Source organism: Pantoea sp. Seng, from assembly GCF_009829935.1.
Classification (GTDB): Bacteria; Pseudomonadota; Gammaproteobacteria; order Enterobacterales; family Enterobacteriaceae; genus Pantoea; species Pantoea communis.
Map to the genome: position 1 here is coordinate 67,123 of NZ_SZZV01000008.1, position 25,372 is coordinate 92,494.

A 25,372-nucleotide genomic window follows, 5' to 3' on the forward strand; every position below is an offset into this window, starting at 1 on the left:
CTGTTTTTATGTCATTGTCTGGAGTAAACCAACATGTCTGACGGCTGGAATATTGCGCTATTGGGCGCAACAGGCGCAGTAGGGAACGCTGTACTGGAATTGCTGGCAGAACGCCAGTTCCCGGTTGGTGAATTGTATCTGCTGGCGAGCGAAAACAGCGCCGGTGAAAGTGTGCGTTTTGATGGTCGCACCCTGCGCGTGCAGGATGCGGCTGAATTTGACTGGACGCAGGCGCAGCTGGCGTTTTTCGCTGCCGGACGTGAAGCTTCCGCGCGTTACGCGGATGAAGCCGCAAGCCAGGGTTGCCTGGTGATCGACAGCAGCGATCTGTTCGCGCTGGAGCCGGATGTCCCGCTGGTGGTGCCTGATGTGAACCCGCAGGTGCTGGCCGATTATCGCAATCGCAATATCGTGACGGTGGCCGATGCGCTGGTAAGCCAGCTGTTAAGCGCTATCAAACCGCTGGTGGATACGGCGGGGTTAAGCCGTTTGCAGGTGACCAATCTGATGTCGGTTTCCAGCCACGGTAAAGCGGCAGTGGATGGCCTGGCGGGCGAAAGCGCACGTTTGCTGAATGGTGTACCAGCAGATGAGCACTATTTTGGTCGTCAGTTGGCGTTCAACCTGTTGCCGCAGTTAGCGGATAGCCATGGCAGCGTGGAGAGTGAACGTCGTCTGGTGGATCAGGTGCGCAAAGTGCTGCAGGACGAAGGCTTGCCAATTGCCGTCAGCAGCGTGCAGGCGCCAGTGTTTTACGGCAACACGCAGATTGTGCATGTCGAAAATTTACGTCCGCTGTCAGCCGAAGAAGCGCGAGATGAACTGGCGCGAGCTGATGACATCAACCTCAGTGAAGACGGTGAATATCCGACGCCCGTCAGCGATGCATCAGGCAATGATGCGCTGAGCATTGGCAATGTGCGTAATGATTACGGTCTCCCTGAGCTGCTGCAATTCTGGTCCGTGGCTGACAACGTTCGTTTCGGCGGCGCACTGATGGCGGTAAAAACCGCTGAGAAATTGGTGCAGGAGTACTTCTATTAATGTTGTCTGAAGAAACGACATTTAAGCTGGCGTTAGGCATTGAGTACGACGGCAGCCGTTACTACGGCTGGCAGCGACAGAACGAAGTGCGCAGCGTGCAGGAAAAGCTGGAAAAAGCGCTGTCGAAAGTGGCGAATCACCCGGTGGTGGTGTTCTGCGCCGGACGCACGGATGCCGGTGTGCACGGTACCGGGCAAGTGGTGCATTTCGAAACCACCTCGCAGCGCGCCGACAGCGCCTGGACGCTGGGCGTCAATGCCAACCTGCCGGATGACATCGCGGTACGTTGGGTGAAAGCGGTGCCGGAGGAATTTCATGCCCGCTTTAGCGCCACCGCGCGTCGTTACCGCTATGTGATTTTCAATCAGCGGCTGCGACCGGCGATTCTTGGCAACGGCATCACCCATTTTTATCATCCGCTGGATGTCGAGAAAATGCAGCGTGCCGGTCAGTGTTTAATTGGCGAGAACGACTTTACCTCGTTCCGTGCGGTGCAGTGCCAGTCGCGCACGCCGTGGCGCAACGTGATGCACCTTAACGTCACACGTTACGGACCTTATGTGATTGTCGATATCAAAGCCAACGCGTTCGTGCACCACATGGTGCGCAATATTGTCGGCAGCCTAATGGAAATTGGCTGCGGCAACCAGCCGGAAAGCTGGATGGCTGAGTTGCTGGCGGCAAAAGATCGTACTCTGGCGGCAGCGACCGCTAAAGCCGAGGGGTTGTATTTGGTGGCGGTGGATTACCCATCTCACTTTGCGTTACCTCAGCCTGCGTTGGGACCGTTGTTCCTCGCAGATTAATTTAAATGAGTAAGGATGTTTGGGAGCCGGAACATTATGGAATTCATCCACTTTTTGATCGACTTTATTCTCCATATTGATGTGCATTTAGCCGAACTGGTGGCGCAGTACGGCGTCTGGATTTACGCCATTCTGTTCCTGATCCTGTTCTGCGAAACCGGCCTGGTGGTCACACCTTTCCTGCCAGGGGATTCGTTACTGTTTGTTGCTGGCGCGCTGGCGGCACTGCCGGGTAACGATCTCAACGTGCATTTAATGGTCACGCTGCTGGTGGTTGCTGCCATCCTCGGCGATGCGGTGAACTACACTATTGGTCGGTTGTTCGGTGAGAAGCTGTTTAGCAATCCGAACTCGAAAATTTTCCGTCGCAGCTATCTGGATAAGACCCACGCCTTCTACGATCGCCACGGTGGCAAAACCATTATACTTGCGCGCTTTGTACCAATCGTGCGAACCTTTGCCCCCTTTGTGGCGGGGATGGGACACATGTCTTATCGCCACTTTGCGCTCTTCAACGTGACGGGCGCACTGCTGTGGGTGCTGTTGTTCTCCTATGCCGGTTACCTGTTTGGTGATTTGCCGGTGGTACAGGAGAACCTAAAACTGCTGATTGTTGGCATCATTGTGGTCTCAATTTTGCCAGGCGTGATTGAAGTATGGCGCCATCGCCGTCAGGCACGTCAGCAGAAGCCACAGTAAGGCTGTCACCAGATTTTTATCCACAGCGTGAACGGGTTGTGGTTTAATGAGCGACATTTACGGCCTGCTGAAGGTGATTTCAGCAGTCACAAGAAGACTGGACCAGGTCAGCATTAAACAGAAAGGTCATCAATGAGCTGGATTGAACGCATACTGAATAAAAGCACCACCACGCCAACACGCAAAGCCAGTATCCCTGAAGGGGTCTGGACCAAATGCGATAGCTGTGGTCAGGTGCTGTACCGCGCCGAACTGGAGCGTAACCTTGAGGTCTGCCCGAAGTGCGACCACCACATGCGCATGCACGCCCGTGAGCGTTTGCACACCATGCTGGATGAAGGTTCTCTGGTTGAATTAGGCAGCGAGCTGGAACCGAAGGATCTGCTCAAGTTCCGCGATTCTAAGAAGTACAAAGATCGTCTGGTTGCCGCGCAGAAAGACACCGGTGAGAAAGATGCTCTGATCGCCATGAAAGGCACCCTGCACGGTATGCCAGTGGTGGCGGTGGCTTTTGAGTTCTCCTTTATGGGCGGCTCAATGGGCTCTGTGGTTGGCGCGCGCTTTGTGCGTGGCGTTGAGCAGGCACTGGAAGATAACTGCCCGCTGATCTGCTTCTCTGCCAGTGGCGGTGCCCGTATGCAGGAAGCGTTACAGTCGCTGATGCAGATGGCAAAAACCAGCGCAGCGCTGGCGAAAATGCAGGAACGCGGCTTGCCGTACATCTCCGTGCTGACCGACCCAACCATGGGCGGTGTGTCTGCCAGCTTCGCGATGCTGGGCGATTTGAACGTTGCTGAACCGAAAGCGCTGATTGGCTTTGCCGGTCCACGCGTTATCGAACAGACCGTGCGTGAGAAACTGCCACCGGGCTTCCAGCGCAGTGAGTTCCTGATCGAAAAAGGCGCGATCGACATGATCATCCGTCGTCCGGAAATGCGCTTTAAGCTGGCCAGCCTGCTGGCGAAAATGATGAACCTGCCAGCGCCGCTGCAGGATGGTGATCAGCCTTCTACGGCTGTGCCAGAGAGCAACGAGGCCTGACAGGCAACGAAAAGCGGTGGTTAAACGCTTTTCACCAATGAACCGTAAACACCCAGTCATTCGAGTTGCAGCAGGGCGGCAAACGAATGAAGCCCCGGCAGCTTACCCAGTAAGGGATCGGGGGTGATTGAGTGCAGCCCACGCCGCTGCGGCTTGAATGACGATGTGTAAGATGAGTAAACGGGACACATGGACACTCTGCAGCTTCCTCAAGCCACGTCGCCTTTGGCCACGTGGCTTCATTATCTTGAACACCTGCATTCACAGGCCATCGAATTGGGCCTGGATCGTATTCAACGCGTCGCCGCACGCCTTGATCTGCTAAAACCCGCTCCGTTTATCTTCACCGTTGCCGGTACCAATGGCAAAGGCACCACCTGCCGCACGCTGGAAAAGCTGTTGATGGCCGCAGGCTATCGCGTGGGCGTGTACAGCTCGCCGCATCTGGTGCGCTACACCGAACGCGTGCGCGTGCAGGGCTCCGAGCTGGATGAAGCGCTGCACAGCGCCAGTTTCGCCAGTATTGAAGCTGGACGCGGTGACATTTCACTCACCTACTTTGAATTCGGCACCCTCTCTGCACTGAATCTGTTCCGTGAGGCCAATCTTGATGTGGTGATCCTCGAAGTGGGTCTTGGCGGACGTCTTGATGCCACCAATATCGTCGATGCGGATGTTGCGGTGATCACCAGCATCGCGCTCGATCACACCGATTGGCTGGGGCCGGATCGCGAAAGCATTGGTCGCGAAAAAGCCGGCGTGTTCCGTGGTGGCAAACCTGCAGTCGTCGGTGAAGCCGATATGCCGCACACCATCGCCGAAGTCGCGGCGGAGAAGGGCGCGCAGCTGCTGCAAATCAACCGTGACTGGCAGTGGCAGAAGCAGGAAAATAGCTGGACGTTGCAGGATAGACACGGTGAACTGCGCGACCTGCCGTTGCCGCAGGTGCCGTTGCCCAATGCGGCGACCGCGATCACCGCGCTGCGCGCATCAGGACTCAATGTCAGCGAAGCGGTGATCCGCGAACACCTGCCTCTGGCGATTCTGCCCGGACGTTTCCAGACGGTGAGCGAATCACCACGCGTGATTCTCGATGTGGCACATAATCCGCATGCGGCGCATTATCTGGCTTCACGTCTGGCGGAGTTGCCGAAAAGCGGTAAAGTGCATGCAGTGGTCGGCATGTTGCATGACAAGGACATCGCGGGGACGCTGGCCGCGCTGGCACCGCAGGTGGATCGCTGGTTCTGTGCACCGCTTGACGGTCCGCGTGGCGCCACCGCCGATGAGCTGATCGCCCACCTTGAAGGTGGCAATGCGTATGATAACGTCGATGCAGCATGGCAGGCCGCGCGTCAGCAAGCCGCGCCTGAGGATGTGATTCTGGTGTGTGGTTCTTTCCACACCGTTGCACAGGTTATGGAATCGATGTCAGCGGAGAATGGCAGTGGCAAGTAAGTTTCAAAATCGCTTAGTCGGTACCGTCATTTTGGTGGCGATTGGCGTCATCGTGCTGCCGGGGCTGCTCGACGGCAAGAAAAAGCATTACAAAGAAGAGTTCGCAGCGATTCCGCTGGTGCCAAAGCCGGACGATCAGCAGGATAGCGAAATGGTGCCGCCGGTGACGCAACCGCTCCCGGCGCAGCCGCCGGAAGGGGCGAGCACGGCGCAAACCTCGGATAACGGTAAAGCCAGCAGCTCGGCCAGCAATGGCAATGCGCAACCGGTGCAGAACAGCGAGCCTACGCTGGTGACACCGCCGCCGGTGCATCAGCAGACGAAGCCGGTTGAGCAGCCGAAGCCAAAAGTGGTCGAGCAGCCCAAACCTAAGCCGGTTGAACAGCCGAAGCCAAAACCGGTCGAACAACCGAAGCCCAAAGTGGTAGAACAACCGAAACCGGTTGAGCAGCCAAAAGTGGTCGAAACACCGAAACAGAGTGAACCGGAAGCGGCTCCTGCGGGGCAGGCGTTTGTGGTTCAGCTGGGTGCGCTAAAGAATGCGGCCAAGGTCAGTGAGATTGTGGCGCAACTGCGTCTGTCAGGATATCGTGCCTTTACCGTGCCATCCACGCCGGTGCAGGGACAAATCACGCGCATTTATGTGGGGCCGGATGCCTCAAAAGCGAAGCTGCAGAGTTCGCTGAGTGAGCTACAAAGCATCTCCGGGCTCGGTGGCGTGGTGAAACCGTACGGCACGCGTTAATGCTGTGATAAGCCGCGCCGATAGCAGTAAAAGGCGCGGTATAGCACAAGCGGTTAAGCGAAATGTTGTCGTAAAGCTGTTTTATATCAGTGGGTTAAATTGCTGATTTTACTCAGGGCGAGGAAAGTTTTTTTCATCGCCCTTTTTATGGATACAGAACCGGAAAACCCTACGCAAACGTTTTCTTTTTCTGTTAGAATGCGCCCCGAACTGGATGCAGGGGTGCATAAGCACTGGGTTGGAAGCGTTCATGATCTGGATTGATTACGTCATTATTGCGGTAGTTGGTTTTTCGGCTCTGGTCAGCCTGATTCGTGGGTTTGTCCGGGAAGCCTTATCTCTCGTTACCTGGGGATGCGCGTTTTTTGTCGCCAGTCATTACTACACCTACCTTGCAGTCTGGTTTACAGGTTTTGACGACGAACTGGTTCGCAACGGCATCGCGATAGCGGTGTTATTCGTTGCCACTCTGATTGTGGGTGCCATCGTGAACTATGTGATCGGCTCGCTGGTGGAAAAAACCGGCTTGTCGGGAACCGACAGGGTGTTGGGGGTCTGTTTCGGGGCGTTGCGTGGCGTGCTGATTGTTTCCGCTATGCTCTTCTTCCTCGATACATTCACCGGCTTTTCCAAAAGCCCGGACTGGCAACAGTCGCAACTCATTCCCCAGTTCAGTTACATCATCAGGTGGTTTTTCGATTACCTGAAAAGCACGTCCAGTTTTATACCCCGGTAACGCCACCGGGAGTGCGGCCAATGAGGAAATGACAACATGTGCGGTATTGTTGGTATCACCGGTTTTATGCCAGTAAACCAGTCGATCTATGACGCGTTAACGGTGCTGCAGCACCGCGGGCAAGATGCCGCCGGCATTTGTACCATCGATGCGCTTAACTGCTTCCGTCTGCGTAAAGCGAATGGCCTGGTGAGCGATGTCTTCGAAGCACGCCACATGCAGCGTTTGCAGGGTAATATCGGGATTGGCCATGTTCGCTATCCAACCGCGGGCAGTTCCAGCGCTTCTGAAGCGCAGCCTTTCTACGTAAACTCCCCGTATGGCATCACGCTGGCGCACAACGGCAACCTGACCAACGCGCACGAACTGCGTAAGCATCTGTTCGAAGTGGGTCGCCGTCACGTTAACACCACCTCTGATTCTGAAATCCTGCTGAACATCTTTGCGCAGGAGCTCGACCGTTTCCAGCATGACCCGCTGGAAGCTGACAACATTTTTGCTGCGGTAGCGGCAGTGCACCAACAGGTGCGCGGCGCTTACGCAGTGGTTTCGATGATTATTGGCCATGGCTTAGTTGCGTTCCGCGATCCAAACGGGATTCGCCCATTAGTGCTGGGTAAACGCGTGATTGCTGATGGTCGCACCGAATATATGGTGGCGTCAGAAAGCGTGGCACTGGATACTTTAGGCTTCGAGTTCATCCGCGATGTGGCGCCTGGTGAAGCGGTGTACATCACCGAGCAGGGACAACTCTCCACGCGCCAGTGTGCTGAGAATCCCAAAACCAACCCTTGCCTGTTCGAATACGTCTACTTTGCGCGTCCAGACTCCTTCCTTGATAAGGTGTCGGTCTACAGCGCACGTGTGCGTATGGGCACCAAACTCGGTCAGAAAATTGCCCGCGAATGGGAAGACCTGGATATCGATGTGGTGATTCCTATCCCGGAAACCTCCACTGATGCCGCGCTGGAAATCGCCCGTATTCTCGACAAGCCATATCGTCAGGGCTTCGTGAAAAACCGCTATGTGGGCCGCACCTTTATCATGCCAGGCCAGCATATGCGTCGTAGCGCGATTCGCCGCAAACTGAACGCCAACCGTGCTGAGTTCCGTGATAAGAACGTGCTGCTGGTTGACGATTCCATCGTGCGTGGCACCACGTCTGAGCAGATCATTGAAATGGCGCGCGAAGCCGGTGCAAAACGTGTTTACCTGGCGTCTGCCGCGCCGGAAATTCGTTTCCCGAACGTCTACGGTATCGATATGCCGAGCGCTACCGAACTGATCGCGCATGGCCGTGAAGTGGAAGAAATTCGTCAGCTGATCAAAGCCGATGCGCTGATCTTCCAGGACCTCGATGATCTGATCGAAGCAGTACGTGAAGAGAACCCGGATATCGCACAGTTTGAGTGCTCGGTATTCAACGGCGTTTACGTCACCAAAGATGTCGACCAGCAGTACCTCGAGTATTTGCAGTCACTGCGTAATGACGATGCGAAAGCGATTCAGCGTCAGAACGAAGTGGAAGGTCTGGAGCTGCATAACGAAGGCTAACCGCCTCGTGGTGCTCATCTTTAACAGGGCGGGGGAAACTCCGCCCTGTTTGTTTTTGTATTTTTGCTCAGTGAGCGGCTATCATTGCCGCAATCTGAACGGGCAGGGCTGAATAATGAAACGACTGATCATTGGTATTTCCGGCGCCAGTGGCGCGATATACGGCGTGCGATTGTTGCAAGTGCTGCAACCTTTGGCCGATGTGGAAACCCATTTGGTGATCAGTCCGGCTGCGCGTCAGACGTTATCGCTGGAAACGGATTACAGCCTGCGTGATGTGCAAGCACTGGCTGATGTGGTGCATGACGTACGTGATATCGCTGCCAGCATCTCATCAGGTTCCTTCAAGACACTTGGCATGGTGATTTTACCCTGTTCAATGAAAACCCTTTCCGGCATCGTGCACAGCTACAGTGATAGTTTGCTGACGCGCGCCGCCGATGTGGTGCTGAAGGAGCAGCGTAAACTGGTCCTGTGCGTGCGCGAAACGCCGCTGCATCTTGGGCATTTACGCATGATGACCACGGCCGCGGAATTGGGCGCACTGATCATGCCGCCGGTGCCCGCTTTTTATCACCGCCCACAAAAAATTGAAGATCTGGTCGATCAAACTGTCAATCGCGTCATTGATCAATTCGATATTGAGCTGCCGCAAGACCTGTTTACCCGTTGGCATGGCGCATAATGGTGCAATTTTGCACTAACTGTGTGCATTTTCGCGTGCCCGATCACTCTTCGTGCATCTTGTGCACCAAAAGTTAACAATGTCGCTTTTTCTTCCTCACGTCGCTGTTATATTTCCCTCACAAACTAAGTGCTTGCGCCCCTGAAGGGCGCGGTATTTAGTGCGCCTGAGCACGCTTTCGCCGTTTTGCATAACTGGCATGAAACCTGCAAATCATTCAGCGCAAACACACATCACGACCATATAACAATAAGCACTTCACTTGAGGGTTACCTATGAAAAAGCGAGTTCTGGCTCTTTCCCTGATGCTGGCCATGTCCAGCGCTGCGAGCGTGTTCGCTGCGGTACCAAAAACGCTGCGCATCGGGACAGACCCGACCTACCCGCCGTTTGAATCCAAGAATGCACAAGGCCAGTTAGTCGGCTTTGACATCGATCTGGCGAACGAAATCTGTAAGCGTATCGAGACCAAATGTACTTATGTGGAAAGTGATTTTGATGCACTGATCCCGTCGCTGAAAGCGAAGAAGATCGACGCTATCATCTCTTCTCTCTCCATCACCGAGAAACGTCAGGAAGAGATCGCCTTCTCTGAAAAACTTTACGCCGCCAATGCGCGTTTAGTGGCGAAGAAAGGTTCCAGCCTGCAACCGACCATCGAATCGCTGAAAGGTAAAAACATTGGTTTGCTGCAGGGCACCACTCAGGAAACCTACGCCAACGAAAACTGGCGTCCTAAGGGTGTCACTGTAACGCCATACGCCAACCAGGATCTGGTGTATCAGGATCTGGATGCAGGTCGTATCGATGCGGCTTTCCAGGATGAAGTGCAGGCGAGCGAGGGCTTCCTAAAACAGCCAGTGGGCAAAAACTATGCGTTTGCCGGTCCAGCGGTTAAAGATGACAAAATCTTTGGTGTCGGTACTGGTATGGGCTTGCGCAAAGACGATGCCGATCTGAAAGCAGCCATCGACAAAGCGTTCGATGCCATGCGTAAAGATGGCACCTACGACAAGATTGCGAAGAAGTACTTTGATTTCAACGTGTACGGCGATTAATTGTCCTGTTTTCTGACCTTGATGATTGATTTGCAGCAGGGTTGGTCATAACTATTCACTCCGGGCGCTTACTTATGTAAACTCCCGGGGTTCATACGCTTGCCGCCATCTACCCTGTGATTCAAATCCTGGTCAGGACTGTCCGTTAGTTGGGCAGCGTTTGTTATTTTCCCTCACGACAGGATCGAACCCATGCTGTATGGCTATTCTGAAGTAATCCTAAAAGGCACCCTGGTGACCCTTGAGCTGGCACTCAGCTCCGTGGTGCTTGCCTTAGTGCTTGGCTTAATGGGCGCTGGCGCCAAACTCTCTCGCAGTCGCCTGCTGGTGATGATTGCTGAAGGCTACACCACCTTAATCCGCGGTGTACCTGATCTGGTTTTGATGTTGCTGATCTTCTACGGTCTGCAAATCGCTCTCAATACGGTCACTGATGCGCTGGGCATGGCGCAGTTTGATATCGATCCGATGGTGGCCGGTATCATCACACTTGGCTTCATCTATGGTGCCTATTTCACTGAAACCTTCCGGGGTGCTTTCCTCGCTGTGCCAAAAGGGCAGATTGAAGCGGCTACCGCTTTCGGTTTCACCGGTTCGCAAACTTTCCGTCGTATTTTGTTCCCGGCGATGATGCGTTTTGCGTTACCAGGTATTGGCAATAACTGGCAGGTGATTCTCAAAGCCACAGCGCTGGTGTCGCTGCTGGGGCTGGAAGACGTGGTGAAAGCCACGCAGCTGGCGGGTAAAAGTACCTGGCAGCCGTTCTACTTCGCGATCGTCGCGGGGGTGATTTATCTGGTGTTTACCACGCTGTCGAACGGCGTGCTGTGGTGGCTTGAACGCCGCTACACGGTGGGTGTGAAAAGGGCAGAGCTATGATCGATATTATTCAGGAGTATTGGAAACAGCTGCTCTGGACAGATGGTTACCGTTTTACCGGCGTCGCCATTACGTTGTGGTTGTTGATTCTTTCCGTGGTGATCGGTGGTTGTATGGCGGTGTTGCTGGCGATTGCGCGTGTATCGCCAAATCGTTATATCTCAACGCCCGTCTGGCTGTTCACCTATGTCTTCCGTGGTACGCCGCTGTATGTCCAGCTGCTGGTGTTCTATTCCGGCATGTATACGCTGGAAGTGGTGAAAGGATCGGAGCTGCTGAATGCCTTCTTCCGCAGCGGCCTGAACTGTACGCTGCTGGCCTTTACGCTGAACACCTGCGCTTACACCACCGAAATTTTTGCCGGGGCCATTCGCGCGGTTCCCCATGGCGAAATTGAAGCGGCACGCGCTTACGGTTTCTCCCCGTTTAAAATGTATCGCTGCATCATACTACCGTCGGCGCTGCGTACCGCGCTGCCAGCCTACAGTAATGAAGTGATCCTAATGCTGCACTCCACCGCGCTGGCATTTACTGCCACGGTGCCAGATCTGTTGAAAATCGCGCGTGATATTAACTCGGCGACCTACCAGCCGTTTACCGCGTTTGGCATCGCTGCGGTGCTGTATCTGATTATCTCTTACGTGCTGATTAGCCTGTTCCGCAAGGCGGAACGCCGCTTCCTGGCGCACGTGAAACCTTCTTCATCGCATTGAGTATCACTATGGCTGACAAAAAATTAAGCGTTACCGAACTGCACAAGCGTTACGGTGAACATGAAGTTTTGAAAGGCGTATCACTGCAGGCGAACGCCGGCGATGTGATCAGCATTATTGGCTCGTCCGGTTCCGGGAAAAGTACCTTCTTACGCTGCATTAACTTCCTCGAAAAGCCGAGCGAAGGCACCATTTCGGTTAACAACGAGCAAATCAATCTGGTGCGCGATACCGATGGACAGCTGAAAGTGTCCAACAAAGAGCAGCTGCGTTCACTGCGCACTCGTCTGACCATGGTGTTCCAGCACTTTAATTTGTGGAGCCATATGACGGTGCTGGATAACGTCACCGAAGCGCCAATCCAGGTGCTGGGGCTGAGCAAAGCCGAAGCGCGTGAGCGTGCGATTAAATATCTGGATAAAGTCGGCATTGATGAGCGTGCGCGTGCTAAATATCCGGTGCATCTTTCGGGCGGTCAGCAGCAGCGTGTGTCCATTGCCCGCGCCCTGGCGATGGAGCCGGAAGTGCTGTTATTTGATGAACCGACTTCTGCGCTCGATCCCGAGTTAGTCGGCGAAGTGCTGCGCATCATGCAGAAACTGGCTGAAGAGGGTAAAACCATGGTGGTGGTGACGCATGAGATGGAGTTTGCTCGTCATGTTTCCAATCACGTGATTTTCCTGCATCAGGGCAAGATTGAAGAGCAGGGCTCGCCAGATGAGCTTTTCGGCAACCCGAAAAGCCCACGTTTGCAGCAGTTCCTGTCGGGATCGCTGAAGTAAATTTTGCACGATGGTTAAGGCGATGGAAGCGGGGGTAGAGGAGTAAAGCATCCCGCGCCACGGATGGCGCGGGCTGAGGCCCAGGGATGGTTTATGCCGTCTTTACGATCTGCCCCCGCTTCCTGAGCAGGCGCTGAAAACTCACTCTCGCAGTAACCTCAGCGCCGTATCTTCATCGGTTACCAGTCCCGATACCCAGCCGCCCTGCAATGCAGCCCGAATCGCCGGATACTTCCGCTCGCTGCCGGAAAAACCAATAATCTTGCGCTGTGTCTGGCTCTCCAGCAATACGCTGGTCAGTAGCTCATCGGTTTCGCCCCACACGCGCTCACCTTGCTGATTGAAAAAGTGACCGAGCATTTCGCCCACCACGCCGCGTGCATTCAGTGCCTCAACCTGTGCATCGGTGATAAATCCTTCGGCATTTAACGGACAACCCGGCATCACTTCCCCAATCCCCACAAAAGCCACGTCCGCCTGCAATGCGCGATCGGTGACGCGCTGATACACCTGATGCTGCACCCACATCGCTTTATCCTGTGGTGTGTCGGCGTACAGCGGCGCAGGAATGAAGAAATATTTGCCCTGCATCTTTTCGGCCATTTTCAACGGCACATCGTATCGTGTACCGGAATCATCGCGTGCAATCGCCCCAATCATCGAAACGCACTGATGCTGCGGACGATCCACCCAAGGCAATGCATCGATCATTGAGCGTAGAGTCTTGCCCGAACCAATGCCAAACACCTGCGGCGTTTCCTCATTGATGAACTGTGACATCACCGCCGCGCCTTCCACCGCCAGCATTTGTTGAATGGCGTCATCATTCAGATTGGCCGATGGCACCACGCGGCACAGATCCAGACCAAATTTCTCCTGCACCTCGCGCGCCAGCTGCAAACAGTGGGTGACGGGATGATCGATTTTTACGCTCACCATGCCCATCTCGCGTGCGCTGGAGACCAGACGCTGCGCAACCTGACGTGACAATCCCAATGCCTGCGCAATCTCTTGCTGCGTGACGCCTGCAACGTAGTACATCCACGCGGCACGTGCGGCCAGCTCCTGCTTTTTCTCTTCTCTGCTCATCACGCTGTTCCGTCAAAACTGATGCGACATCTTAGCGCGTGTTTTACGAAAAGCACTAACTGAGCAAAAGCCCCAAAAAAGAGCAAATGTATTATTTGTGATAAGGCTCGCAGAACGATCCTCGCCACGCACACTATGCTACCTGTCATCGGGCAAATGCCCTGTCTTGTGGCAAATGTTTAATTGAGGCGATTATGACCAATCAATCAGTGTGGATACACATCGGCGCGGGATCTTTCCATCGGGCACATCAGGCGTGGTATCTGCATAAACTGCGCGAGCAGGGAGATGAAAGCTGGGGCATCGCGCTCGGCAATATCCGCAATGACGCGGTGCCGTTGCTCAATCAGCTCGCGGCGCAGAACGGCGAATATGTGCTGGAAACCGTGACGCCAGAAGGTGAGCGCGATTACGAAACCATCACCTCGCTGCGCAAAATCTTGCCGTGGGACAGTGAAATTAGCGCGCTGGTTGAGCAGGGGGCCAATCCGCAAACCCGTGTAATTGGCTTTACCGTGACTGAAGCGGGCTACTACCTGACACCTGAATTTAAATTGGATCTCAATCAGGCAGACGTGAAGGCCGATCTGGGTGGCGACATCCGCACTATTTATGGCGCACTCAGCCGCATCCTGACAGCGCGTGTTGCACAAGGTGGCGCGCCGGTCACACTGCTGAACTGTGACAACCTGCGCCACAACGGTGAGCGTTTCCGTGAGGGATTCCTCGCCTTCCTTGCCGCCAAAGGCGATACCGCGCTGGCAGATTGGGTGCGCACGCAGACCACTTCACCGAATACCATGGTCGATCGCATTACTCCACGCCCAACGCCGGATGTGGCGGAGCGCGTGCAAGCCGCAACCGGCAAACAGGATGGGGCAGCGGTGATGGCAGAGTCCTTTATTCAGTGGGTGATTGAAGATGACTTTATTGCCGGGCGTCCGGCGCTGGAAAAGGTCGGCGTTGAGCTGGTGGAGTCGGTGCTGCCGTGGGAAGAAGCGAAAATCCGCATCCTCAATGCGACGCATGCCGCGATTGCCTGGGCGGGCACGCTGATTGGCTTGAACTATATCGATGACAGCACACGTCATCCGGCGATTTATCAACTGGCGCACGACTACGTCACTCAGGATGTCATTCCCTCTCTGTCGCCCAGCCCGCTTGATTTAGCCGATTACCGCGACGTGGTGCTGGCCCGCTTTAGCAACCCATACATCAAAGACACCAACCAGCGCGTGGGCGCTGATGGCCTGTCCAAAATTCCCGGCATGGTGACGCCAACCCTGCAACAGTGCTACCAGCGCGGTGCGCAACCCAGTGCAACAGCGGTGATTCCGGCACTGTTCTTCCTGTTTATGCAGCGCTGGGCCAATGACGATCTGCCGTATTCCTATCAGGATGGTGCGCTACAGGCCGATGCGCTGCGTAACCAGTTCGCCAGTGCCGATCCGCTGAAGGCCTTCCTGAGTGATAGCGCGCTGTTTGCCGAATTGGCAAACGACAAGGCGTTTCATGCGCTGGTGACGCACCGTGTCGCAAGTTTGCAACAGTGGCTGAAACAGCCAGAACTGGCGGCGGTGTAATCATGTATCTCGGCATTGATATCGGTACGTCAGAGCTTAAAGCGCTGATCATCAACGCGTATGGTGAGATTGTGGCGTCACAGCATGCCACGCTCACTGTGCAGCGCCCACATCCCCACTGGGCAGAACAGGATCCCGAACGCTGGTGGCAAGCCTGCACTGAGGTGCTGGCGGCATTGCGTCAGCAATCTCCTGATGCGTGGGCTGCTATCCGTGCCATCGGCTTATCCGGCCAGATGCACGGGGCCGTGCTGCTGGATGCGGATGGCAAGGTTTTGCGTCCGTGCATCTTGTGGAACGACACGCGCAGTGCGCCACAGTGTGAGGTGCTGCGTAAATGCTATCCGCAGATGATGGCGATCAGCGGCAACATGATCATGCCCGGCTTCACCGCGCCGAAACTGCGCTGGGTGGCGGAACATGAGCCGGAGATCTTCAGCCGCATCGATAAGGTCCTGCTGCCGAAAGATTATCTGCGCTGGCGTCTTACCGGGCACTTTGTCAGCGAGCCTTCGGATGCTGCCGGTACGCTATGGCTGGATGTGGCACAGCGTGACTGGTCTGAAGAACTGCTGGCCATCACCGGACTGACGCGCGCGCAGATGCCTGAACTGGTGGAAGGCAGCGCGGTGAGTGGCCGTGTGCAATCGGCACTGGCGAGTGAGTGGGGTCTATCCACCTCGGTTACGGTGGCGGGTGGTGGCGGTGACAATGCCGCATCGGCGGTCGGCGTGGGTGCAGTGAATACGGGGGATGCTTTTATCTCATTGGGCACTTCCGGTGTGATTTTCGTTGTGAACGATCGCCTGCAAGCCGACCCTCAATCCGGCGTGCATGCCTTCTGCCATGCGCTACCGGGTCGCTGGCATCAAATGAGTGTGATGCTGAGTGCCGCCAGTTGCCTGCGCTGGTTGTGTAATCTGCTGTCGGTTAGCGAAAGCCAGTTGATGGAGGAGATGGCACAGCTCAGCGATGAACAACTGCGGAGTGCCCCGATATTCCTGCCTTACCTGTCAGGTGAGCGCACGCCGCATAACGATCCTGATGCCTCCGGTTCTTTCTTCAATCTTCGCCACGAAACACCGCGTGCTTTGCTGGGCTATGCGGTGATCGAAGGTGTGGCATTTGGGCTGGCGGATGGGCTGGCGGTGCTCGGGGATGCCCAGCACCACATTCAGCAATGCAGCCTGACCGGCGGTGGAGCACGCAGCACGCTGTGGGCACAGCTGATTGCCGACGTGTTGCAACTGCCCATCGTCACCCATCCGGCCAGCGCATCCGGTGCGCTGGGCGCCGCACGACTGGCATGGCTGGGCGATGGCGGTAATGAGCAAGAGGTCTGCCTGAAACCACTGGTGCAGGCACGATATCAACCGGATGCCACGCGCGGTGCGGTGCTGCAAAAGCGGCTGCGTCTGTTCCGCGAACTCTACATCCAACAACAACAGGTGCGCAGCTTGCTGCCTGCATAACGGCTTACCGAACAGAAGGTGATGGTGATGCAATCGAACGAATACTGGTTTGGCTTACCGAAAAAGATGTTTTGGGGCTTCCTCGCTATCGCGATTTTCATGGCGGGTGATGGCTTTGAAATGGCGTTTCTGTCGCGCCATATCACCGACATGGGCTTTACACCTGCGCAATCTGCGGTGGTGTTTACTTTCTATGGTTTAGCGGCGGCGCTGGCGGCCTGGGCGTCGGGCGTGGTGGCTGAGCTGATCACCCCGCAGCGCGCCATGATGATTGGCTTTGTGCTGTGGATCGTGATGCATGCGCTGTTTATGTCGCTGGGGCTTGGTCTGCGCAACTATCCGCTGATGGTGCTGTTCTACGGTATCCGCGGGCTGGCTTATCCGCTGTTTATCTACTCGTTCATGATGATGCTGGTGCAGGTCTTGCCACGTGAGAAACTGGCAGCAGCTACCGGCTGGTTCTGGGCAATGTATTCTGTCGGCATCGGCGTGGTCGGCAGCTATTTGCCAAGCCTGACCATTCCGATGCTGGGGGAAACCGGGACGCTGTGGCTGGCGATTATCTGGGTGGCCTGTGGTGGAATTCTGGCGTACTTCAGTCTGCGCAACGTGCCGGTGGATCGCTCACGTGTGAATTTGCCGATGCGTGACAAAATGACCGAGATGTCGCGGGCCGTGACCATCCTGTTCACGAATCAGCACGTGTTTTATGCCTGCCTGATTCGCATCATCAACACGCTGTCGCTGTTTGGTTTTGCCATCATCATGCCACTGCTGTTTGTCGATCGTCTCGGCTTCACTATCTCTGAATGGCTGCAGATCTGGGCGGTGTTCTTCTTTGTTACCATTTTCACCAACATCTTCTGGGGCATCACCGGTGAGAAGCTAGGCTGGATCCGTCAGGTGCGCTGGTTTGGTTGCCTGGGAATGGCGATTTCCAGTCTGATGTTTTATTACCTGCCGCTGTATGCCGGTCACAACTACTGGGTGGCGCTGATTCCGGCAGTGATGCTGGGGATCTTTGTGGCGGCATTTGTACCGATGACGGCGGTATTTCCAACGCTGGAACCGCATCATAAAGGTGCCGCCGTCTCGATCTACAACCTGTCGGCGGGCCTGAGCAATTTCGTGGCTCCGGCTATCGCCTCAGTGATGCTGCCGTTCTTTGATATCGTCGGGGTGGTATGGGCTTATACCGCGCTGTATGTGTTTGCGGGGGTGCTGACCTTTATCATTCGCGTGCCGCAGCCGGGACACACGCGTGAAGAGAGGGCGGTGAAATCGCGAGTAGCGGAACAACGCAGCTAAGCGAAAAACGGCGGCTCAGGGCCGCCGTCTGTTTATCAGACCACATCCTGAAGCGCTTCCTGCAAATCATACCAGCGGAAGCCAAAACCCGACTCCTCCAGCCGTTTCGGCAAAACATGCTGCCCACCCAGCACCAGCACGGCAGATTCTCCCATCATCAACTTAATCGCGCTGGCTGGGGTGCGCATAAACGCCGGTCGATGCATCACGTGGCCGAGTGTGGCGGCGAACTGCTCATTGCGTACCGCATAAGGCGCAACCATATTGAACGGTCCGCTCAGGTCGTTATTGTCGATCAGCCAGATGATCGCGTTAACCAGATCGTCAATGTGAATCCACGGCAGATACTGCTTCCCACTGCCAATCGGACCGCCGACGCCAAGTTTGAACGGTAGCTTCATTTTTGCCAGCGCGCCACCTTCCTCTGCCAGCACTACGCCAGTGCGTAATAAACAAACCCGGGTGCGATCGCTCTGTGCATTAAGTGCCAGCTGTTCCCAACGTGCACACAGGGCATGAGTGAACTCATCGTGACCGGGATCGTCTTCCGTTAATACCAGATCGCCGGTATCACCATAAAAACCGGTCGCGGATCCGGAAATTAAAAAATGCGGTGGGTTGCTGCTGGCGTGGATCAGCGAAACGATTTGCTCGGTGATCTGCCAGCGACTTTCACACAGCCGCTGTTTCTGTTGTTCGGTCCAGCGTTTATCGGCGATCGGCTCGCCCGCCAGATTAATCACGCCATCAATACCGTCGAGATCGGTTTGCTGATTGATACCGGACCAAAGCGAAACGCGAGGATCCAGTTTGTCCCGTGCCGCCGCGACATCTCGGGTGACGACGTTCACCTGATGTCCGAGCAACAGCAGACGTGGTATCAAATGGCGGCCTATCAAACCTGTGCCACCGGTAATAAGCAGGTGCATGCTGAGCCTCCTTGTAATTTATTTTCTGCTCAGACTGATCATAGAAGAGAAGCGCACGGATAGCGTGACAGCGCTTACGCTAATGAAGAAAAAGGGAAAGTTTGTGTTGGTCTTAAGGTCAAAGATCCGACCAGCACACCATTGCCTAAACAAATAAAAATCGGTAAATAGAAAGCACACCTGATGCTTATTGAGGCAGCCGATGAACTATCCATCCATCACCTTGTGGTCCGATGCATCCTTTTTCAGCCCTTACGCCATGTCTGTCTACGTTGCACTCACCGAGAAAGGCATTCCTTTCACCCTGAAGCGCGTGGACTTAGCGCAAAACGCTCAGCTTGATGATGACTACCGCGCGCTGTCGCTGACGTGTCGCGTACCTACGCTGCAGATTGATGATTTGGTGCTCAATGAATCTTCAGCGATTGCTGAATATCTCGAAGAGCGTTTTCCGGCCCCTGAATTTGAGCGTCTCTATCCACGCGATCGTGAAAAGCGTGCGCACGCGCGTGAAGTGCAGGCGTGGTTGCGCAGTGATTTAATGGCGCTGCGTGCTGAGCGTCCGACGGAAGTGCTGTTTGCCGGCGAGCGCTTTGCGCCATTAACCCCGGCAGGCGAGCAGGCGGCAAGCAAATTGATCGCGGCGGTTCAGCGTCTGCTTCCGGATGGACAACAAAACCTGTTTGGTGAATGGTCGATTGCCGACACCGATTTGGCAGTGATGATTAACCGCCTGGCACTGCATGGCGACACGTTACCGGTGAAATTGCAGCATTACGCCGAGTTTCAGTGGCAACGTGCGTCAGTGCAATTGTGGCTGGCCGAATCGGGTAAGTCGCGCTAAGCACGAAGAGCCTTGCGGAGGCGAAAAGAACGCTTTACCTTACCGCTCATTCTAATAAGGCATCGCAAACAGGCGCGTGCTGGGCACGCCGAAAACAGAAAAGGGTTACGGATGGTGGATCAAACGGCAGATAGCGGTATCGAGTGGGTTGATATCGTTAGTGAAGAGAACGAAGTCATTGCGCAGGCCAGCCGTGCGCAGATGCGTGCGCAGAATTTGCGTCATCGTGCGACCTACATCGTGGTGCATGATGGTATGGGCAAAATTCTGGTGCAGCGTCGTACTGAAATCAAAGACTTCATGCCGGGTATGCTCGATGCGACCGCCGGTGGCGTAGTGCAGAGTGGTGAAGACATGCTGGAATCTGCACGCCGTGAAGCGGAAGAAGAGTTAGGGATCGCCGCAGTGCCGTTTGCCGAGCATGGTAAATTCTACTTCGAAGATGAGCACTGCCGCGTCTGGGGTGGATTGTTTAGCTGTGTGTCACATGGCCCATTCGCCATGCAGGAAGAAGAAGTGGATGAAGTGTTCTGGATGACGCCAGAAGAGATCACTGCACGCTGCGATGAATTCACCGACGACTCGCTCAAAGCCGTATCACTGTGGCTGAGCCGCAACAGCGATGCCGCGCGTCGCAAGCAGAGCAGCGAATCCTGATTCCCGCTACGTTCGAACAAGGCGCCCAACGGCGCCTTTGTTGTTTCTAATGCTCACGTAAAATGTCTTTGAGCAGTTGCAGGGCCTTATCAAACTGTGGCTGCGGAATCGTCAGCGGATAAAGAAAACGGATCACATTACTGTGTACGCCACAGGTCAGTAAAATCAGCCCTTGTGCCAGCGCCTGTAACTGAATCGCTTTGGTGATTTCTGCTGATGGTCGGCCTGCGTCATCCTGAAACTCTGCCGCAACCATTGAGCCGTAACCGCGCACCTCAGCAAGGGATGCGCATCCTGCACTCCGCAAAGTGGCACTGAGCTGTTCGCCCAATTGATTAGCGCGTGCGCACAGCTGTTCTTCATCAATAATATCCAGCACGGCATGCGCGGCGGCTATCGCGGGCGGGCTGCCCGCATAAGTGCCACCTAAACCACCCGGCTCAGGGGCATCCATCACTTCGGCACGCCCGGATACGGCCGATAACGGAAACCCGCCCGCCAGACTTTTTGCCATGGTGATCAAATCTGGCTGCACATCGTAATACTCACTGGCGAACAGCTTGCCGGTGCGTGCAAAACCGCTCTGAATCTCATCGGCGATTAACAAAATGCCGTGACGATCGCATAAGGCACGTAAAGCAGATACAAACGCTGGTGGCGCAATATAAAAACCGCCTTCGCCCTGCACGGGTTCGAAAATGATCGCCGCCACCTGCTGTGGGCTGATATCACTGCGGAAAATCGCTTCCAGACTCTCTAATGCCTGATGCACGCTCACGTTGTGCAGCGCATTAGGATACTGGGCGTGAAATACCGAACCGGCAAACGGCCCAAAGCCGGTTTTGTAAGGCACGACTTTGCCCGTCAGTGACATCGTCATATGGGTGCGCCCGTGGAATGCGCCTGTGAACGCAATAATGCCGGGACGCCCGGTCGCCGCGCGGGCAATCTTCACCGCGTTCTCTACCGCTTCTGCACCGCTGGAAAAGAAGGTGGTTTTCACCTCGCCACTAATGGGCACGCGCTGGTTAAGCCGCTCAGCGAGATGAATATAATTCTCGTAAGGGATAACCTGAAACGCGGTATGGGTAAAGCTATCCAGCTGCTGCTGCACGGCCGCCATCACTTTCGGATGACGATGCCCGGTATTCAGCACCGCAATGCCTGCCGCAAAGTCAGTGTATTCACGCCCATTCTGATCCCAAACCGTGGCGTTTTCCGCCTTAACCGCATAGAAATCACACATCACACCCACACCGCGCGGCGTGGCCTTCAATCGACGACGGTGCACATCACTGCTGCTCATCATTCACCTCGCAAGTCACGGGAGCCTGAGATCAGTGTGATCGTCAGGATGTTTTTTTGCCAGTGAACCACTGCGTGAAAGTCGCCACGTTACATTCGCTCTGAATGCGAAGGTGTGCGCCACAAAAGCGATGATGAAGTTTGAAGGGCAGGGAAGAAGAGTATTAACAGAAACGTACGACATAGCCTTTCATGACAAACAGTCAGAATGCTGAGGTGTGCACCTCAAAAGCGATGATCAAGTTTGAAAGACAGGGCAGGCCAGTGCGAAGATCGAAGCGTCCGCGCCATGGACGGCGCGGCCGATCTGCAGGGATGCGTTAATCCTTCGCGATCGGACTGGCCTTCCCTGTCGTTTGCACCGAGCATTCAGCGACAACTGCACCCAGCCCACAGCAACACCCAGCCCACAGCAACACCCAGCCTTCACCACCCACCAATCTTAAAGCAAAAAAAAAGAGCACAAGGTTTAACCCTCATGCTCCTTACGTTCAGCAGAAAGAAAAAGGAATTAACCTTCCGCCTGCTTTGACTGAATCGCGGTCAGTGCGATGGTATAAACAATGTCATCCACCAATGCGCCACGTGACAGATCGTTCACTGGCTTGCGCATACCCTGCAGCATCGGCCCGATGGAAATCAGGTCGGCCGAACGCTGAACCGCTTTGTAAGTGGTGTTACCGGTGTTCAGATCCGGGAAGATAAACACGGTCGCACGGCCTGCAACGGCAGAGTTTGGTGCTTTCGACTTCGCGACATCTTCCATAATCGCAGCGTCATACTGCAACGGACCATCGATCACCAGATCAGGACGTTTCTCCTGCGCGATACGCGTCGCTTCGCGTACCTTCTCAACGTCGCTACCCGCACCGGAGTTACCGGTTGAGTAAGAAATCATCGCCACGCGTGGATCGATACCAAAGGCTTTGGCGGAATCCGCAGACTGAATCGCGATCTCTGCCAGCTGTTCTGGATTCGGATCCGGGTTAATCGCGCAGTCACCGTACACCAGCACCTGCTCAGGCAGCAGCATAAAGAACACGGAAGACACCAGTGAACTGTTTGGCGCGGTCTTGATCAACTGCAACGGCGGACGAATGGTATTGGCGGTGGTATGAACAGCACCTGACACCAAACCGTCCACTTCACCGCGCTCCAGCATCATGGTGCCGAGCATCACGTTATCTTCCAGCTGCTCCTGCGCGACCACTTCGGTCATGCCTTTGCTCTTACGCAACTCAACCAAACGCGGCACATAATTCTCGCGCACCACTTCTGGATCGACAATCTCAATGCCCTGGCCCAGCACCACACCCTGAGCGGCAGCGACACGCTGGATCTCATCCGGGTTACCCAACAGTACACAAGATGCAATGCCACGCTCGGCACAAATCGCAGCGGCTTTCACGGTACGTGGCTCGTCGCCTTCTGGCAGCACAATGCGTTTGCCTGCTTTACGTGCCAGCTCGGTCAGTTGATAACGGAAGGCTGGTGGAGACAGACGACGGCTACGTTCGGAAGTCGCAGTGAGTGATTCCACCCAATCGGCATCGATAAAGCTGGCCACATACTCCTGCACCTTCTCAATGCGCTGGGTATCATCTGCAGGCACTTCCAGATTAAAGCTCTGCAGGCTCAGTGAGGTCTGCCAGGTATTGGTTTTCACCATAAACACCGGCAGGCCCGTCTGGAAGGCACGTTCACACAGACGCGCAATCGGTGCTTCAATCTGATAACCACCGGTCAGCAACACGGCACCGATCTCAATACCGTTCATGGCGGCGAGACAAGCTGCAACCAGCACGTCTGGACGATCGGCCGATGTCACCAGCAGTGAACCCGGACGGAAGTGCTCCAGCATATGCGGAATGCTACGTGCGCAGAACGTCACCGATTTCACGCGGCGGGTCTGGATCTCACCTTCGTTAATGATCTCTGCATTCAGATGGCGGCACATATCGATGGCACGCGTCGCGATCAGATCGAAACTCCAGGGTACACAGCCCAGAATCGGCAATGGGCTGTTAGCAAACAGCTGCTTAGGATCGATATTGGCAATATTTGCTTTCGTCGAATCATCGAAAATTTCAGACAGGTCAGGGCGCGTACGACCCTGCTCATCCACTGGCGCATTCAGTTTATTAATGATCACGCCGGTGATGTTTTTGTTCTTACTGCCGCCAAAGCTGCTTTGCGTTAATTCAATGCGCTCTTTCAACTGCGCAGGCGAATCATTGCCCAGTGCCGTCACGAACACGATTTCCGCATTCAGGGTCTTGGCGATTTCATAGTTCAGCGAAGAGGCAAACTGATGCTTACGGGTTGGCACCAGTCCTTCAACCAACACCACTTCTGCGTCTTGCGCATTGGCGTGGTAGTTAGCGATGATCTCTTCCATCAAAACGTCTTGCTGGTTCGAACCCAGCAGTGACTCAACGCGTGACATCTGCAGCGGTTCAGCGGCAGGGATTGCGGAGTTCTTACGAATGATGGTGGTGGTCTGATCGGGCGCATCGCCGCCCGCACGTGGCTGGGCAATCGGCTTGAACACGCTCAGGCGAACGCCTTTGCGCTCCATGGCACGAATCACGCCGAGGCTGACGCTGGTCAGGCCGACGCTGGTGCCGGTAGGGATGAGCATGATTGTACGTGACACTATAAAAACCTCTCAGGTGTTGCAGACTAGCCAAAACAACTCCGTCAGCCTGAGCTGACGGAGAGAAGTGTATTTAGGCGGTCAGACGCGTGGCGTCCTGGGCGATAACCAACTCTTCGTTGGTTGGGATCACCACGGCCGGGCGGGTGCCCTCTTTGTTGATAAAGCCAGACTTACCGAAGCGGGCCGCGAGGTTACGCTCGTGATCCACTTCAAAGCCCAGAAGACCCAGTTTCGCCAGCGCCAGCTCACGCACCATCGCCGCGTTCTCACCGATACCACCGGTGAACACCACGGCATCCAGACGACCTTCCATCAGCGCGGTGTAGCTGCCGATGTATTTCGCCAGACGATGGCAGAACACGTCCATCGCACGCTTGGCATCTTCTTTGGTCGCGTAGTTGTCTTCAACATAGCGGCAGTCACTGGTGACTTCGGTCAGACCCAGCAGACCAGACTCTTTGGTCAGCAGTTTATTGATCGCATCCACGCTCATACCGAGGGTGTCATGCAGGAAGAACACGATAGCCGGGTCGATATCACCACTGCGGGTGCCCATCACCAGACCTTCCAGCGGTGTCAGACCCATAGAAGTATCGACGCACTGGCCGTTACGGATAGCAGAGACTGAACCGCCGTTGCCGAGGTGGCAAGTAATGATATTCAGTTCATTAACTGGCTTGTTCAGCATTTTGGCGGCTTCCTGCGTCACATAGTAGTGGCTGGTGCCGTGTGCGCCGTAGCGACGAACGCCGTGCTCTTTGTACAGTTTGTACGGCAGAGCATAAAGATATGACTCTTCCGGCATAGTCTGATGGAATGCCGTATCAAAAACCGCCACATTCTTATCTGACAGATGAGGGAAGTTCTTCAGTGCTTCGTCGATACCGATCAGATGCGCCGGGTTATGCAGCGGAGCAAAAGAGGAAGCATCTTTAATGCCCTGAATCACCGATTCATCGATGATCACCGATTGAGTCAGCTGCTCGCCGCCGTGAACGATACGATGGCCGATTGCAGCGATTTGTGCCGAAAGCTCTGGTTTTTGTGCCAGAATAGTTTTAACAATAAAGTTCAGCGCTTCACTGTGCGCTGCACCTGCGCCGAGAGGCGCTTCTTGTTTGCTGCCTTCCAGTTTCCATTTGATACGCGCTTCAGGTAAATGGAAACACTCCGCCAGACCTGACAGATATTCGTCACCGGTGGCTGGATTGAGGATGGCAAACTTAAGTGATGAGCTGCCGCAGTTCAGAACCAGTACTAACTTCGTTGACATGGAAGTACCTATTGATTAAAGAGTGGCTAAAAATAACGCAATCAGACTAACAG

Annotated in this window: 23 protein-coding genes; 18 read left to right on the forward strand and 5 right to left on the reverse strand. The window is 55.0% G+C overall.

Going from position 1 to position 25,372, the window contains the following annotated elements:
• Positions 1-33 precede the first annotated feature (33 nt).
• The 13 genes from FD737_RS10325 (at position 34) to hisP (ending at position 12,200) form a co-directional block, all read left to right on the forward strand.
• Positions 34-1,044 (forward strand): aspartate-semialdehyde dehydrogenase, encoded by a 1,011-nt coding sequence (locus FD737_RS10325; RefSeq protein ID WP_058962341.1) that lies wholly within the window; start codon positions 34-36, stop codon positions 1,042-1,044.
• Positions 1,044-1,850 carry a tRNA pseudouridine(38-40) synthase TruA gene (truA, locus tag FD737_RS10330; protein ID WP_097116567.1) on the forward strand — a complete coding sequence of 269 codons (807 nt, stop codon included), beginning with the start codon at positions 1,044-1,046 and terminating at the stop codon, positions 1,848-1,850. The genes FD737_RS10325 and truA overlap by 1 nt, the downstream gene beginning before the upstream one ends.
• Positions 1,851-1,886: 36 nt before the next feature.
• Positions 1,887-2,549 carry a DedA family protein gene (locus FD737_RS10335; protein ID WP_097116568.1) on the forward strand — a complete coding sequence of 221 codons (663 nt, stop codon included), beginning with the start codon at positions 1,887-1,889 and terminating at the stop codon, positions 2,547-2,549.
• A 132-nt stretch (positions 2,550-2,681) separates the two neighbouring features.
• Positions 2,682-3,590, forward strand: coding sequence for an acetyl-CoA carboxylase, carboxyltransferase subunit beta (gene accD / locus FD737_RS10340; protein ID WP_034825118.1), 909 nt, complete (start codon positions 2,682-2,684; stop codon positions 3,588-3,590).
• A gap of 189 nt (positions 3,591-3,779) precedes the next feature.
• The gene (folC, locus tag FD737_RS10345; protein ID WP_160833451.1) at positions 3,780-5,048 is read left to right on the forward strand and encodes a bifunctional tetrahydrofolate synthase/dihydrofolate synthase; all 1,269 of its coding nucleotides are present in this window, start codon (positions 3,780-3,782) and stop codon (positions 5,046-5,048) included.
• Complete coding sequence (gene dedD / locus FD737_RS10350; protein WP_097117239.1) at positions 5,038-5,793, forward strand: cell division protein DedD; 756 nt, start codon at positions 5,038-5,040, stop codon at positions 5,791-5,793. Before folC ends, dedD begins: the two co-directional genes overlap by 11 nt.
• 250 nt (positions 5,794-6,043) lie before the next feature.
• Complete coding sequence (cvpA, locus tag FD737_RS10355; RefSeq protein ID WP_034825265.1) at positions 6,044-6,529, forward strand: colicin V production protein; 486 nt, start codon at positions 6,044-6,046, stop codon at positions 6,527-6,529.
• A 36-nt stretch (positions 6,530-6,565) separates the two neighbouring features.
• Complete coding sequence (gene purF / locus FD737_RS10360) at positions 6,566-8,083, forward strand: amidophosphoribosyltransferase (RefSeq protein ID WP_034825114.1); 1,518 nt, start codon at positions 6,566-6,568, stop codon at positions 8,081-8,083.
• A gap of 115 nt (positions 8,084-8,198) precedes the next feature.
• Positions 8,199-8,768, forward strand: a complete 570-nt coding sequence (locus FD737_RS10365; protein ID WP_038645698.1) for a UbiX family flavin prenyltransferase — start codon at positions 8,199-8,201, stop codon at positions 8,766-8,768.
• A 275-nt stretch (positions 8,769-9,043) separates the two neighbouring features.
• Positions 9,044-9,826, forward strand: a complete 783-nt coding sequence (gene argT / locus FD737_RS10370) for a lysine/arginine/ornithine ABC transporter substrate-binding protein ArgT (protein ID WP_034825110.1) — start codon at positions 9,044-9,046, stop codon at positions 9,824-9,826.
• 192 nt (positions 9,827-10,018) lie between these two features.
• Positions 10,019-10,705, forward strand: a complete 687-nt coding sequence (locus FD737_RS10375) for a histidine ABC transporter permease HisQ (protein ID WP_038645701.1) — start codon at positions 10,019-10,021, stop codon at positions 10,703-10,705.
• Complete coding sequence (locus FD737_RS10380) at positions 10,702-11,418, forward strand: ABC transporter permease (protein ID WP_034825106.1); 717 nt, start codon at positions 10,702-10,704, stop codon at positions 11,416-11,418. The genes FD737_RS10375 and FD737_RS10380 overlap by 4 nt, the downstream gene beginning before the upstream one ends.
• Positions 11,419-11,426: 8 nt before the next feature.
• Positions 11,427-12,200, forward strand: coding sequence for a histidine ABC transporter ATP-binding protein HisP (gene hisP, locus FD737_RS10385; protein ID WP_160833452.1), 774 nt, complete (start codon positions 11,427-11,429; stop codon positions 12,198-12,200).
• A 141-nt stretch (positions 12,201-12,341) separates the two neighbouring features.
• On the opposite strand, the gene FD737_RS10390 is transcribed toward hisP, so the two are convergent.
• On the reverse strand, positions 12,342-13,289 hold the full coding sequence (locus tag FD737_RS10390; protein WP_160833453.1) for a sugar-binding transcriptional regulator: 948 nt from the start codon (positions 13,287-13,289) through the stop codon (positions 12,342-12,344).
• 194 nt (positions 13,290-13,483) lie between these two features.
• Between FD737_RS10390 and dalD the strand changes: the two genes are divergently transcribed.
• The 3 genes from dalD to FD737_RS10405 are packed head-to-tail and all read left to right on the forward strand — an operon-like array spanning position 13,484 to position 17,652.
• Positions 13,484-14,872, forward strand: a complete 1,389-nt coding sequence (gene dalD, locus FD737_RS10395) for a D-arabinitol 4-dehydrogenase (RefSeq protein WP_160833454.1) — start codon at positions 13,484-13,486, stop codon at positions 14,870-14,872.
• A 2-nt stretch (positions 14,873-14,874) separates the two neighbouring features.
• Entirely contained in the window at positions 14,875-16,344 is a 1,470-nt protein-coding gene (gene xylB, locus FD737_RS10400) for a xylulokinase (protein ID WP_160833455.1), read from the forward strand.
• A gap of 27 nt (positions 16,345-16,371) precedes the next feature.
• Complete coding sequence (locus FD737_RS10405) at positions 16,372-17,652, forward strand: MFS transporter (protein WP_160833456.1); 1,281 nt, start codon at positions 16,372-16,374, stop codon at positions 17,650-17,652.
• Between the two features lie 35 nt (positions 17,653-17,687).
• On the opposite strand, the gene FD737_RS10410 is transcribed toward FD737_RS10405, so the two are convergent.
• Positions 17,688-18,581, reverse strand: coding sequence for a TIGR01777 family oxidoreductase (locus tag FD737_RS10410; RefSeq protein ID WP_097116574.1), 894 nt, complete (start codon positions 18,579-18,581; stop codon positions 17,688-17,690).
• 202 nt (positions 18,582-18,783) lie between these two features.
• On the opposite strand from FD737_RS10410, the gene yfcF reads away from it, so the two are divergent.
• Positions 18,784-19,425: a glutathione transferase gene (gene yfcF, locus FD737_RS10415; protein ID WP_038645717.1), complete on the forward strand. Its 642-nt coding sequence runs from the start codon at positions 18,784-18,786 to the stop codon at positions 19,423-19,425.
• A gap of 111 nt (positions 19,426-19,536) precedes the next feature.
• Positions 19,537-20,082, forward strand: a complete 546-nt coding sequence (gene yfcD, locus FD737_RS10420; RefSeq protein ID WP_034825091.1) for an NUDIX hydrolase YfcD — start codon at positions 19,537-19,539, stop codon at positions 20,080-20,082.
• Between the two features lie 46 nt (positions 20,083-20,128).
• Here yfcD and FD737_RS10425 read toward each other — a convergent pair whose 3' ends face one another.
• The 3 genes from FD737_RS10425 to ackA form a co-directional block, all read right to left on the reverse strand.
• Entirely contained in the window at positions 20,129-21,388 is a 1,260-nt protein-coding gene (locus FD737_RS10425) for a 4-aminobutyrate--2-oxoglutarate transaminase (RefSeq protein ID WP_160833457.1), read from the reverse strand.
• 510 nt (positions 21,389-21,898) lie between these two features.
• Complete coding sequence (gene pta / locus FD737_RS10430; protein ID WP_176505707.1) at positions 21,899-24,043, reverse strand: phosphate acetyltransferase; 2,145 nt, start codon at positions 24,041-24,043, stop codon at positions 21,899-21,901.
• A 73-nt stretch (positions 24,044-24,116) separates the two neighbouring features.
• Positions 24,117-25,319 (reverse strand): acetate kinase, encoded by a 1,203-nt coding sequence (gene ackA, locus FD737_RS10435; RefSeq protein ID WP_160833458.1) that lies wholly within the window; start codon positions 25,317-25,319, stop codon positions 24,117-24,119.
• Positions 25,320-25,372: the final 53 nt, after the last annotated feature.

Excerpts from the sequence above, each read along its gene's own strand:
- dalD (WP_160833454.1), top strand. The coding sequence starts at position 13,484 with ATGACCAATCAATCAGTGTGGATACACATCGGCGCGGGATCTTTCCAT.
- purF (WP_034825114.1), top strand. The coding sequence starts at position 6,566 with ATGTGCGGTATTGTTGGTATCACCGGTTTTATGCCAGTAAACCAGTCG.
- truA (WP_097116567.1), top strand. The coding sequence starts at position 1,044 with ATGTTGTCTGAAGAAACGACATTTAAGCTGGCGTTAGGCATTGAGTAC.
- FD737_RS10365 (WP_038645698.1), top strand. The coding sequence starts at position 8,199 with ATGAAACGACTGATCATTGGTATTTCCGGCGCCAGTGGCGCGATATAC.
- hisP (WP_160833452.1), top strand. The coding sequence starts at position 11,427 with ATGGCTGACAAAAAATTAAGCGTTACCGAACTGCACAAGCGTTACGGT.
- FD737_RS10405 (WP_160833456.1), top strand. The coding sequence starts at position 16,372 with ATGCAATCGAACGAATACTGGTTTGGCTTACCGAAAAAGATGTTTTGG.
- FD737_RS10375 (WP_038645701.1), top strand. The coding sequence starts at position 10,019 with ATGCTGTATGGCTATTCTGAAGTAATCCTAAAAGGCACCCTGGTGACC.
- FD737_RS10325 (WP_058962341.1), top strand. The coding sequence starts at position 34 with ATGTCTGACGGCTGGAATATTGCGCTATTGGGCGCAACAGGCGCAGTA.
- FD737_RS10335 (WP_097116568.1), top strand. The coding sequence starts at position 1,887 with ATGGAATTCATCCACTTTTTGATCGACTTTATTCTCCATATTGATGTG.
- ackA (WP_160833458.1), bottom strand. The coding sequence starts at position 25,319 with ATGTCAACGAAGTTAGTACTGGTTCTGAACTGCGGCAGCTCATCACTT.
- accD (WP_034825118.1), top strand. The coding sequence starts at position 2,682 with ATGAGCTGGATTGAACGCATACTGAATAAAAGCACCACCACGCCAACA.
- FD737_RS10380 (WP_034825106.1), top strand. The coding sequence starts at position 10,702 with ATGATCGATATTATTCAGGAGTATTGGAAACAGCTGCTCTGGACAGAT.
- FD737_RS10390 (WP_160833453.1), bottom strand. The coding sequence starts at position 13,289 with ATGAGCAGAGAAGAGAAAAAGCAGGAGCTGGCCGCACGTGCCGCGTGG.
- xylB (WP_160833455.1), top strand. The coding sequence starts at position 14,875 with ATGTATCTCGGCATTGATATCGGTACGTCAGAGCTTAAAGCGCTGATC.
- yfcD (WP_034825091.1), top strand. The coding sequence starts at position 19,537 with ATGGTGGATCAAACGGCAGATAGCGGTATCGAGTGGGTTGATATCGTT.
- argT (WP_034825110.1), top strand. The coding sequence starts at position 9,044 with ATGAAAAAGCGAGTTCTGGCTCTTTCCCTGATGCTGGCCATGTCCAGC.
- cvpA (WP_034825265.1), top strand. The coding sequence starts at position 6,044 with ATGATCTGGATTGATTACGTCATTATTGCGGTAGTTGGTTTTTCGGCT.
- yfcF (WP_038645717.1), top strand. The coding sequence starts at position 18,784 with ATGAACTATCCATCCATCACCTTGTGGTCCGATGCATCCTTTTTCAGC.
- FD737_RS10410 (WP_097116574.1), bottom strand. The coding sequence starts at position 18,581 with ATGCACCTGCTTATTACCGGTGGCACAGGTTTGATAGGCCGCCATTTG.
- FD737_RS10425 (WP_160833457.1), bottom strand. The coding sequence starts at position 21,388 with ATGAGCAGCAGTGATGTGCACCGTCGTCGATTGAAGGCCACGCCGCGC.
- folC (WP_160833451.1), top strand. The coding sequence starts at position 3,780 with ATGGACACTCTGCAGCTTCCTCAAGCCACGTCGCCTTTGGCCACGTGG.